Origin of the sequence: Barnesiella propionica (assembly GCF_025567045.1) — a bacterium.
Taxonomy (GTDB): domain Bacteria; phylum Bacteroidota; class Bacteroidia; order Bacteroidales; family Barnesiellaceae; genus Barnesiella_B; species Barnesiella_B propionica.
In genome coordinates, this window is record NZ_JAOQJK010000002.1 from 1 (window position 1) to 12,114 (window position 12,114).

The following is a 12,114-nucleotide window of genomic DNA, read 5'->3' on the forward strand; positions in this document are numbered from 1 at the left end:
AATACACGGAAAGAATAGATGTTACCCGTCCATCCTTCCGTTTTGTCAGTCGAACCGCTAAATAGTTCGCTACCATCTATTAAATGATTCCAGATATACGACTTATTTCCGTTTTGCGCTACAAATACACCGTCAATATACATTTTACCTCCGGTTTCATCTATCACATAAACCATGTGATACGTCTTTCCCAGCTTGATATCAAAGGGAAACCTTGTATCCTCTGAGGCGGCTCCATCCCTCGTAGGATTATAGAAGTATTTCCCAGGTACATGATACGCCAGATAGGTATTATTGTTAGTTGCCGTACTCCATATTATAGGAACGTATGAATTGAAAGAATCAACACGGAAAATAAATTCTACGGAAAAAGGCTTCATCTGTTCCCCTTTACCCAAAAATACCCTGTTATCAAAACGAAAGGTATTATTTATCCCGTATCTCGGAAATTTACTTATCATGCTCATAATACAACAGGTTCTTTAAATGTTACCAGTGCCAATAATTTCGTAGGATCTTGCACACATATTTTAAATTCTACATGATAAACCCCGGGCTGGGAAAAATCGGGGGTTTCCAGCCACACAATATGATCCGGGAATATAATTTGTGATACCAAAGTTTGGTTTATGACAAGTTTTTTCGGCAATTCATAATCTGTACTATCCACCGTAATAGTAAATGTAGATGTCGATGATACGTTAACTATGAATATATTTTTTTCTTTCGAAAAAGCTATATTATTATCTTGCACGATAACCGGGGTGTAAAATACTGGAGTAATTGCATCTCCGGCTTTTACGATTTGTTTAGGATTGTATTTCCGGGCTACATTATCCTTTGTATCCAATCCTATAAATAAAGTGTCAGGATTACTCTCATTCGCCATTTCCAATCCTTGTGAATCGAATAAAGCATGATACGCCCCCTGCGGTACAACATCTCCATCCTCTTTGCTGGAAATGGCATCTGGAATAAAGTTATAATAGTTATCTGTGGCGTAAAATTTCAGAGTATACCAGTCTTTTGTGTCACCGTTGGCTCGAAAACATACATCGATGCTGCAATTTTTTTCGAATACAGAACCCGATAAATTATGTTCAGTTATCTCTTCCTTAGTGGGCGAATATATCCAGGTAGTACCCGTTACCAATGAGAAAAAATCAAATCCATCATCATTCTGTCTTTTAAAATCCAAAAAATCAGTATATGAAATGGGGCCGCATGGAGTAGGGGAATATATCAGGCTCCATTGTTTCCAGTCGTTAAAATCGTTCGAATCAGATAAAGCAACAAATTCGAATATGTTATTTTTATAAGTACAAGTTACCTTAATTACATCGTCCGCAAAATCGCTATCATAAAGAGGAATAACTTCTACTACACCGCCAAAAAATAAACCCAAAAACTGATTCGAAGTTGCGAACGGATATTTAATGTTATATTTCCATGCACCAGTATTATCCTTTAAATACCCTATAATTTCTTGTAACGATACATCATCTAAATACTCTACTTCATTATTAGAAGATGCGAGATACATCCCATTTTCAGTAGAAAAAAGATAGATTTTTGCCGGATCATTTTTGTAAATATAAATACTATTATCGATGGGGGCATAATCTTCGGTAATGGGGCTTTTCGCAGGTTCGGTAAATCCTACAATCTCACGTATCTTTTTGGTATCGGTTAAGTACCATCTGTCATGAAGATTTCCTCCCGCAATAAGCAGATCGGATGTAGTATTACCCTGTAGGTATACCGTATTTGAACGGTTAATTTTAGCGATAGCATCCGCATTGGCTTTTCCTTTACTACCTTCATACGCCGTACCTGCAGTTTCGCCCAGAGATAAAGTATTTTTTCTCATCCCTTCTTCGGGAGAAAAAGTATATATTTCATTCGGATTATCCTTATAAATAAAGATGCTGTCAGGGTAAGGAACGTAATCCGTCGTACGTACACCGCCTATTTCCGATACACCTGTTATCTCCCTGATTTGCTTTGTGTCAGTCAAATACCATTTATCATGAAGATTTCCTCCCGCAATAAGCAGATCGGATGTAGTATTACCCTGTAGGTATACCGTATTTGAACGGTTAATTTTAGCGATAGCATCCGCATTGGCTTTTCCTTTACTACCTTCATACGCTGTACCTGCAGTTTCGCCCAAAGATAATCCACCACTTCCGCCGGACATAGGTGTCATTCCATTTTCAGTAGAAAAAAGATAGATTTTATCCGGGACTCCTTCTTTTAAATAAATACTTTCTGGAAATGGGGGATATTCTATTGTATCATTTATAATACCGATAGAATCAACTTTAGTTACCTCACGAATTTTTTTCGTGTCAGTTAAGAACCATTTATCACCAACAACACCAAATAACACTTGTATATTAGAAGTTATAAAATCTTTTAAATATACTACATTTGAGCGGTTGATTTTTAGAATGGAAAACAGTAAGTTTTTGATGTTCGTTTTGTCGGTAGAACTCATCAATCCAGCAGTCTCGTAACTTGCTGCCGGATAAACTATCGAAAATGGAGTATAAGTATTGTCGAGCTTTTTGATATTAAAATTTAATGTCATTTTGTCGGTAAAATATTCCATCTTTACGCTGTTTACATCAATTAGCCCGATCGAAATAAAATCTTGCAGGGATGTGACCATACTTTCCAATTCCGACAGATTCTCTATTTCTAAGACAGGGTTTCCGCCTGTCTCTCCGGTTGCTACCCATGCGCCCGCATCTGCCCGGTAAATAGCAGCGGGAATAGCGTTGCCCACCATGGCCCACCACCCATTGTGAGGAGTAGGATAACTCTGGTTAAGTCTGGCTTCCGTAACGAATAAACCTTTGCATGCTCCTTTTATATTCCGAGCCTTTAGCCACCCCTTGACTTCAAAGTCCCTTTCTATTACGCCGCTACCTCTTACCGTAACATTACCGCCTGTGGTTAGATTTCTTCCAACCGATACATCACCTTCAAGTTCGGTTGTTTTTATTGCTTTCATATAATCAAACTCTTTGATATTTCAAAAAACGATGTTGCATCGATGCCAAATTCTTGTTGTACTAATCCCGCTGCGTAATAAACAATGGCACGGTAACATCTTTCACATATTTCTATTCCTCCATCCTTCAGTTTGGGTATAGGTAAATACACCGCTTGCTTTACGTTGGCATTTTCGGTTTTGCACGAATAGAATTCAAGAACCTTACCCTCGGCTCGGACAACGATCGCACAAACCGGTTTTTGTGGTGTACCTCGTAAACCTTGCCATCGGGACGATTGTAATTCATATTGTGGGTTGTTTTCCGGTATGGCTGAATATACGGCGCGAGTCCAATCGTTCATTTTGAATACGATTAGACGCATAAAGTCATCGGGTAAGATAGTCCAGCCCCAATAGCCATCTTCCCAATATATAGCATCTGCAAAATTATTTCCGCTGTTAAGCATATAAATAGGTGCGGACATTTCAACGATTCTCACGGCATCTTCTATCTTATTTTCGATGATTTCATCAAGAGTTAGAGTATCGATATCGTCCGTGACGATAAGTTGCGTGCTACTGTTGTTCTGGTCAATAGCTATTCGGATTGATTTCTTAATGTCGCAAATATTGTATATCATGGTATCATGAATTAAATACCTTCAAAGGTGATACCGTTCGCTTCCGCAGCCTCTTTAATAGCTTTGGTACTTCTTAATTTAGTACGGCTGATGCCGAATTTTTCACTAAGATAATCCTTCGCATCTTCCAGGCATGATACATAAATTATTGTACTACCGTTGGTTCCGGATTCTTTGTTATCTTCCATATCCCTGTTTATGGCTCCCTCCGTTTCAGTAAGAATTATCTGTTTTTCTATTTTCTTAATTTCAGCCTCCCCGGGTAAAGCATCTTCTTTAAACAACTTGCCCATTTTGCGGTGCTGTTTGAGACCTTGCTGTATATCTTTGTCATCGGTATAGAATACGCTGCTTCCCCCGGTTAAAGGAGAGAATGTGATGTGAGTGCTCTTTCCGCTTGGCAAAATAATGTTGACGCTGATGTTCGTCTTTGCTATATATCTTTTAAGCATATCGTTGATAGTTATGGAGTGGTAAAATATTAACCGGGATGGGCAGAGTTGCCCGCCCCGGTTATGGTTTATCTTAGAATGAGAATCTGTTAAGAATTTGATGAAGGTGCTTGGGCAAGCTGCATGCGGGCATGCGCTTTAGCATAACGCAAATATAAGCAAGCGACTTCTTGGATAACTACGGCATCGGTTCTGCGCACTCCGGCTTTTTGCAAGTCGAGAATGTTGCGGCTCCAGGACACATGAGTTTTCTTTGTCAGATATTCGGGATCGAGGGCAAAACCGCAATCACTCATGCCGTTGGAATCAAAGAGTTCATGATGGATAGTAAGAACCTCGCCAAAGTCTGTGTCCCAGCTCTTGAACTTTAAGTTCCATACCTCTACAGTATCTTTTAGGCGAAACTTCTCACTCTTAATTTTTGAAAATGCAGATAGCATATCACTGCCGCAGAACAAAATCTTACGCTTGTTTCCTATACCTGTTCCTACAAAAAGGTCCTTAGTAATATCTACAAGGTTTTCGTCACTGATAACGGCGCATTTCTTTGTATCATCCCATTCTCCCACCTCGATGTCTTTACCGGCCATCCACCAAATTCCTTTAGTAAACCAAGTAGCCGCACCATTTTTAGTAGTGTGATGAATAACATTGCGTACACCAAAAAGGAATGTGTTCTCTTGGGAGAGGCGCATATCATAAATACCGTCCTCTTCGATGTCGCTAAAGTTCCAGTCTACTTCTTTGGCGGCGATTTTATCGAATGTAGACTGTTCGACTTGTATCATAAAATTCTGGCAGTATTGGATTTCGGCCGTTGGTATATTATTAAAACGTCCGGTTTGTACGTCCAGCTCTCCGCAAGCCTTACCCATTCTTACGAGAGTTGTTCCGCTTGGAATGGCAGGAACATAAATGGCTTGTTTATTGCTGTCTAGGTTTCCATTGACCGCATAAACCGTAGGCATATTCGTACTGTCGTTACGTCCGCACACACACAAGACTAAGTCCGGAGTGTTTTCGTCGTCAGCATCATAGGCATTTCCTTTGTCATCATATTTAGCTTTTACTCCTACAACACGTATAGTATCGTCTAAAGTAAACATATTCGCATCATCTACGCTCAGTGTCACGCTTGCACCGCTTGTTTGAACGGTTGTGTCAGAGGTGGTTTTGCAACTAATGGGACGAGTACCAACACTGTAATATTTTACTTCGAAGCTGTCGCTTGGCTGTGCCTTGGCATATCGGCTTATTTGGTCGATAGGGGTTGCCATAGGACGAATTTTGATAATACGTTTATCAATGTCTTTAGTGTACATCTCCGGATCACCGTCACGTCGTCCTTGAGTTTCCGTAGCAATACCGCTGGTTCCGTCCGGCCCACCCGAGTCGGTTATACCTGCATCAGGCAATGCGGAAGCATCCGCCATCATTACTCCTGTTCCGGCTCCCGTAAGGAGAGTAAGAAGAGTAAGGAAAATTCCCCACATAAATTTAAATGTTTTCTTTGCGTTACTCATTTTTTGTTGAAATTAAAAATTAATATTGTGTTTCAAAATCTCGTTATATTGTGGTCTTTCGGCGTTTTTCCCCTCCTCGTTCCCATATGCTTTGGTTCCCCTCTCCAAATTGGTCGAGGGCTCCGAGATTAGGCATAGATTTGCGCTCTCCGCCGTGGCCGTTCTTCCCGTCCAGTTGTGCTGTACCGTCAGTTTTCTTGTTGGCACGCAGCTTTTCTTCGATTTTTGTATTCTTGCCTTTCAGTTCCCCTTCTTGGATAGCTTGCTCCACATCTACGTCATGTTTAATAGCTTTCATCGCCATTTTGATGCTTTCCGGTGTGAACTTTCCCATAACACCGTCACGTACTATGGTAATTAGAAATTCCATTGCATTGTCGATCTCTTCATCGCTCATTCCCTCATTCTGTTGCAGGCTGTCCAAAACGGAGAGCGATTCAGCCAGATTTTTCTGATAAGTTTCGTCAAGTTCCTTTTCTTTGGCAACTCTCTTAATAAATTCTTGATTTGCGGCAGCAATTTCTTCCTGCCGTTCAGGGTCGTCAATGACTTCTTTGATTTCTGTCCCGAACTGACGAATTAATCCAATGGCAGGATCTTCGCCGTTCTTCCAGTTCATAATAAAATTAGCGCTGCGTGGGTCGCTTGTAAACATCTCCGAAAATTTACCCTCACGTTCTTTGTACCCTGCTATTTGTTTATCGTAATCATCGTAATCGTCATTAATTTGACCGAAAAACAAATCTTCGTCGTCGAAATTTTTATCCGGATATTTCCCTTTCATTCTCTCTAAAGCCAAATCTCTTTTGCTCTTAACTGTGTTGTTATCAACGTTTGCCATATTTTTATGATGATGTTATGAATTTATGTCATAAAAATAAGTACAAACTTTAGTCGGCTACTTTTATTTATTAATTCTTGGTTTGTCTATCTTAGTAAGTAGTTAATAGCTTAATTGTCATATAACTAAATATGAATTTTAATTCATTTAGGCTATATATGGAGCAATGGGTACTTAAAATTTAATTCTATATATTATAAAAAACTTTGGCTGTATATTCGAATACGAAGATGAGCGGAATAAAGACCTGATGAGGGTTTACCGTGAACAAATCTTGCACTGTGATACCATAAAATTACCACAGATATTTGACCTCGTGGTTAATACTCCTTCAGTTCGTTTTTGGGTATCAGAAGAACGGGCGGCCATTGTCATTGCAAATATGATGCGTGGCGATAAATTATTGAAAATGCGCAATACCAAGAGGGAAATGTTTTTTGAGATTTATAAACGTGCGATGAAATTGCGACAAGAATATCCGGAAATGTCGGTCTATGAGCTGGCTTTTCACGTTGTACGCCAGCCGGCACCTAAATTCTACCTCACAGCAGGATCTGCAAAAGTCATAGTTCACAAAATAAAGAAAAAATGGTACGAAGAACGAAAGCGAAAACAGCGGTACTTGTTTTAGCCGTTATTATTATCGTATTACATAGCGTAGGCATATCACCGGAATGTGTCGGTATTTACAAAGGCTCGGCCGTATTTACCCGGTTCATATACCCGTTTTTTCACGCTACATGGTTGCATACATTACTCAATATGTGGTGTTTGATTTCTCTGGTATTCAATTACAATATTTCTTTATATAGCTTGATAATTGCATATATGATAACTATATCTTTTCCGGTCGATACATTTAATTTAATTCTGGGTCCTGGGAATTTCCTTTTACCTACAGTAGGTTTCTCTGGCATATGTTTTGCTTTGATGGGGCGTGTCGCTTTATTTGTTAAAAAAAAATGGCTCTTTCAGTCGTGGATTTGGGTGTATATCATTATAGGCTTCTTATTTCCGGCTTCAAACGGATGGTTACATCTTTACTGTTACAGTGTTGGGCTGTTTGCCGGATACCTTAATAAGCCTGTCAGATGAGACAAGAAATAATGGACATACTAGCTGAAAACCGTCGGCGTAATGACCGGATAAACGCAAAGTTCAATCCTATTACAGGCGAAGGAGCAATTCTTGAACGTATCAAGATTGAAATTTCCGATTTTTCCATACCGGTACAGTACATCCCAAAGGAGATGATGCGTGTACCGCTAGTTAGTAAATTAGCTAAATTAGGCTCTATCCGGATATTTATTGAAAAATTAGGTGTTGAATATTCCGATGAAGAAAAAGAAAAAGTAGCACAACAGTTTGTTCGCGTGCGATGCCGTTACGATTTTTGTTTTTGGGCGGCGCTTTTCGTCTTCATAAAAGGAAAAGGAGAAGGAGGGGAAGATATTCGTTTTCGGCTTATTAGTCCGCAGCGTAAACTCATTCTTTGCTTTGAGAAAAAACGTATAGCAAACAAACCCATCCGGCTCATACTCTTAAAAGCCCGGCAATGGGGCGGATCTACAGCCACGCAAATTTATATGGCATGGTTGCAACTCATTCACAAAATAGGACTCAATTCGCTTATTGTAGCCCAGGTTAGTAGCACATCCACCGAAATAAAAGATATGTTCGACCGGATGATAAATGCTTATCCGACATATATGCTGCACAAATTAGGCGATATCTACGATGACAATGAACCTAAAATGATAGGGGTAGGGCAAAGCGGAAGCATTCACCGCATACCTCAGCGAAATTGCAAAATAAAGATAGGTTCGGCCGAAAGCCCTAATTCTTTCCGTGGAGGCGATTACAATCTCGTACATTGCTCCGAGGTAGGACTATGGAAAGCTACGGATGGAAAATCACCGGAGCAGATTGTGCGATCAGCCTGTTCCGGAATACTTTACAAGCCTTACACGATGATAGTTTACGAGAGTACCGCCAATGGAACCGGTAATTTCTTCCAGCGTGAATACGATGCGGCCAAAGAAGGTAAATCACAGTTTGAAGCTTTGTTCGTAGCATGGTATGAAATTGATTGGAATACCGTTGCAGTTGAAAATATCGAAGAATTTGCAACAATGTTGTATGATAATAAACAAAATGGCAATGCTAATTCCAATCGGGAGGAAAACGGAAAATATCTCTGGTGGCTATGGGAACAAGGTGCAACCCTTGAAGCTATTAATTGGTACATTTTGGAACGCCGTAAATATACCGATCATGGTGGAATGGCATCCGAATGTCCGTCCGACGATGTAGAAGCTTTCGTTCATTCAGGAGCTCGTGTATTCGACAAATATAAGGTCGAGAATCTTAAGTCTGCCTGTCGTGAACCTCGATATATAGGAGATGTCTGTTCCGAAGCGGACAATGGAGAAGGTGCATTGCGTAATATTCGTTTTGAACAAGATAATCAGGGCTTATTATGGATATGGTCGTTACCCGAGATAGATGAAGAAGAAGACGTTACCGACCGCTATTTGGTAGTTGTTGATGTCGGCGGCCGCTCTTATAAAGCCGATTGGTCGGTTATCTGTGTATTCGACCGCTTGTATATGGCCGAAGGAGGAAAACCCATGGTAGTGGCGCAATGGTATGGGCATATCGATATGGACTTGCTCGCTTGGAAAGCTGTACAAATTGCGGCATTTTACGATAATGCATTACTCGTTATCGAAAGCAATACACTCGAAACAAAAGATAAAGAACGGCAAGTTGATGGCGATCAGTCCGTTTTCATACTCAATCAGATTAAAGATATCTATCCCAATCTGTATGCACGAAAACAGAATGAGCAGGAGATAGTCGAACGGGTACCGAAAAAATATGGTTTCCATACCAATATGGCCACAAAGCCTATGATTATTTCGACATTGGTGAAGGTAGTCCGTGAAAACCTGTATATCGAAAGAGATAAGCGTTGCTTGGATGAATATATAACCTATGAAAAGAAAAAGAATGGGGCATTTGGTGCAATAGTAGGGAAACACGACGATTTGTTGATGACAAGAGCGATAGGTCTGCACATCTGTTTCTTTGAGATGGAATTACCGGTGTTTGTCAAACGTGCGAAGAAACTTAATCATGGTAGAAAACGGAAAGCGATATCCGCTGCAACAATATAAACTTAATATAAAATAGTTATGAAATTTTCAGTAAAAAAAATGCAGAATGAGAATAAACTTCATTCTCACGGACAAAGGAAAAATAGAGCTGCCCTCAACAAGTTTCAAAAGTTTTTGGCATGGCTTCGGTTACGTAAAGCCATAAATATGGCGGATGAGGCTCATGCTAAAAACGGAGAGCGTTATTATGTAATGCCTTCCAGTAGCTCGAAGTCTGAATTAATAATCATGGATAGACGTAATTTTCGCATCCTTAAAAACAAATATTATATAACTTCCGAAGCCCGAGTACGTGATTTAGTTGCAGAATCCTTCTATTTCACGCCATATAAAAACGGATACGGTTATATGCCAGCGGAGATTCGTCGTATAAAGATGGAACAATATTTCCGTTGGTGTGAGGGAAAATTGAACGGAAAAAAATGAATAAATCAAAATGAAGGGAGTAAATACATCAGTTGCATTACTCCCTTTGTTAAATTAGTTTGATTTTGCTTGTTGCTCCCCTCTAAGCATTCCATATGCTTTATTGACAGCATCCATATTTGCACCTTGTTGAATTTGTGTAAGCATTTCTGGTGAAAGCTCGCCGGGCGTTTGGCCTTGCTCCATCTGCTCCTGTTGGCTTTGAAGACTCTGTAGCAGTTCGTCGGCAAATGGAAAATCACCGTGTTGCAAAAGTTGTTGCAACGAAATCTGGCCTGTACGCCATATTTCCATGAGGAAGTCATTGGCCATTTGCCGGTAGGCTGGAGTAGAAGTACTCTCTGTAATACTAAGGTCAAACTCTATATCCCTTATCTTTTTGGGATCATACTCTATTTGTGCTCCGCTCTTTCCGGCGATATTAAATACCCGTTTGGTGTCGTAATATTGTTGAATATTTTTGACATCTTTATAAGCTGAATCTATGACAAACATGCTGAAACTTTCAAGCAAGTCAAGCAACGAAGTTGTGGCGTTTTGTGTCTGTTGGGAGTATAGGCTGGCGCTCATGCCCGAAAAACCAGGTTTTCCTTGCAGAGCACCATTTACACCGGATATATCCTCAAAGAATTTAAGTTGTATATTCAGCAATTCAGTTATACCGATATTGGTCGAATTATTAGCTATCTGCTGAGGTAATGGGTTACCTGCTTTAGCTTTGATAGCTATAACACCGTTAAATCGGCTCCATTCATCTGCTATATCTTCAAGGCTCATACCCTTGGGTAAACATTCTTCAGGAAATAATAAGACTCCCTTCGCACTGGCCCGCATAATCCAGTCGTATAACGTTATAAGGCGGTTCGTATATCGTTGCTGGTCTATAACATCACTCACAAAGGAATGTATTTCACTGTCTATATAGGGGTAAGCCTTAAAGACATACGGATGGCTTTTGTGCTCATATGGCGTTTCACCTTCCTTTAGTATATCACCGAAGGGAGTGAGATAATAAAAATACCAGTAATCATCCATAAACCAGGTTGCTTTTATAAAAGGAATCTCCTCTTTGGGTATTCCACAGGCAACACCTTTTTGTAGTCGATCCCTATTTACAGCCTCTACCATATCCGCATAATCTTCTGTTTCTATCTTATATACGTCCCCGTTATTATAGTCGTGGCAACGGTAGCGAGGTTTACTCTCTCTCCGCCACACCTCTATGACCCGGCACCGTGTCGGATCGCTCGTAAAAAGAAAATCATAATTTTCCATTTTCGAATAACCGAAACGCTCACAGTTCGTACTGATGAATTGTCTGTTATGGGCAAAAGTGTAGATGCGTTTCAGCCGTTGGTAATCATCCGGACTTTCTGCAAATTGTTGACATAAAGTTTCAAAAGTAACGTCGTGGACTTCTCCCAGACAGTTTACGTCCCATCCCCGGAAATCCCTCATATGGTTGTCGATAAAAAAATTATTCGGTTGAACATAGTCCGTCCAGCAATCACATTTATCGTTACGCCAGCCAAACCATTTACGATGAACAATTAATCCGCTTATTAAGAACTCTTCCATAGTACGGGCATAAAGTTCGTTCATTCTGTTCATCTGCATATTACATTGCAGAATGATACTCATCGTTTCGCCGAGTTTCTGTTCATCTCGGTCGCGGGCCGTACAAGTGGGTTCTTTTGCTTGACTGCGGTACACTCCGAGCACGTTGCGAACCAGTCGGCGGATAAGGTTATTTTTTAAAGGAACGTTCCCCTGCTCCTTAATATATTCTTCTTCCGTTTTATAACACCCGTCCACTTTGATTACATCTTTCCATTGGTCACCGTATGTATAACGTTTGTTGCGTTCTCTGTCTTTACGAAAATAACTCATATTGTTCCAGTGCTGTTGAGCCTCCATAAGCACTTCAAATGCCCTGCGATAGCCATTTTGTCTCGCTCTTTCTACGGTATCCATTTCCACGCTGGGCGTAATTTTACTCAATCGGTGTAGTATTTCTTTTGCCATTTATTACTTCATATTATAGATATAGC

General features: G+C 40.2%; 11 protein-coding genes. 4 read left to right on the forward strand and 7 right to left on the reverse strand.

Annotated features, from left to right (window positions below; translation table 11 throughout):
* The 6 genes from OCV73_RS02510 to OCV73_RS02535 form a co-directional block, all read right to left on the reverse strand.
* Positions 1-467 (reverse strand): LamG domain-containing protein (locus OCV73_RS02510; RefSeq protein ID WP_147548736.1); only part of this gene is annotated, 467 nt, incomplete at its 3' end.
* A complete protein-coding gene (locus tag OCV73_RS02515) occupies positions 464-3,019 on the reverse strand; it encodes a hypothetical protein (protein WP_147548738.1) in 2,556 nt (851 codons plus the stop codon). The genes OCV73_RS02515 and OCV73_RS02510, both read right to left, overlap by 4 nt.
* Positions 3,016-3,642: a hypothetical protein gene (locus OCV73_RS02520; RefSeq protein ID WP_147548740.1), complete on the reverse strand. Its 627-nt coding sequence runs from the start codon at positions 3,640-3,642 to the stop codon at positions 3,016-3,018. Before OCV73_RS02520 ends, OCV73_RS02515 begins: the two co-directional genes overlap by 4 nt.
* Positions 3,643-3,653: 11 nt before the next feature.
* On the reverse strand, positions 3,654-4,094 hold the full coding sequence (locus OCV73_RS02525; protein ID WP_147548742.1) for a hypothetical protein: 441 nt from the start codon (positions 4,092-4,094) through the stop codon (positions 3,654-3,656).
* Between the two features lie 89 nt (positions 4,095-4,183).
* A complete protein-coding gene (locus OCV73_RS02530) occupies positions 4,184-5,587 on the reverse strand; it encodes an SU10 major capsid protein (protein ID WP_147548744.1) in 1,404 nt (467 codons plus the stop codon).
* Positions 5,588-5,660: 73 nt separating this feature from the next.
* On the reverse strand, positions 5,661-6,458 hold the full coding sequence (locus tag OCV73_RS02535; RefSeq protein ID WP_147548746.1) for a hypothetical protein: 798 nt from the start codon (positions 6,456-6,458) through the stop codon (positions 5,661-5,663).
* Between the two features lie 250 nt (positions 6,459-6,708).
* Here OCV73_RS02535 and OCV73_RS02540 point away from each other — a divergent pair, with 250 nt between their 5' ends.
* From OCV73_RS02540 to OCV73_RS02555, 4 genes are read left to right on the forward strand one after another with little or no spacing between them, the layout of a single operon-like run.
* Positions 6,709-7,089, forward strand: a complete 381-nt coding sequence (locus OCV73_RS02540) for a hypothetical protein (RefSeq protein WP_262512848.1) — start codon at positions 6,709-6,711, stop codon at positions 7,087-7,089.
* The gene (locus OCV73_RS02545) at positions 7,047-7,553 is read left to right on the forward strand and encodes a rhomboid family intramembrane serine protease (protein ID WP_147548750.1); all 507 of its coding nucleotides are present in this window, start codon (positions 7,047-7,049) and stop codon (positions 7,551-7,553) included. Before OCV73_RS02540 ends, OCV73_RS02545 begins: the two co-directional genes overlap by 43 nt.
* The gene (locus OCV73_RS02550) at positions 7,550-9,637 is read left to right on the forward strand and encodes a terminase (RefSeq protein WP_147548752.1); all 2,088 of its coding nucleotides are present in this window, start codon (positions 7,550-7,552) and stop codon (positions 9,635-9,637) included. Before OCV73_RS02545 ends, OCV73_RS02550 begins: the two co-directional genes overlap by 4 nt.
* Before the next feature lie 18 nt (positions 9,638-9,655).
* Complete coding sequence (locus OCV73_RS02555) at positions 9,656-10,063, forward strand: hypothetical protein (RefSeq protein WP_262512849.1); 408 nt, start codon at positions 9,656-9,658, stop codon at positions 10,061-10,063.
* Positions 10,064-10,117: 54 nt separating this feature from the next.
* Here the strand turns inward: OCV73_RS02555 and OCV73_RS02560 are convergent, their stop codons facing one another.
* Positions 10,118-12,088, reverse strand: coding sequence for a portal protein (locus OCV73_RS02560; RefSeq protein ID WP_147548754.1), 1,971 nt, complete (start codon positions 12,086-12,088; stop codon positions 10,118-10,120).
* Positions 12,089-12,114: the final 26 nt, after the last annotated feature.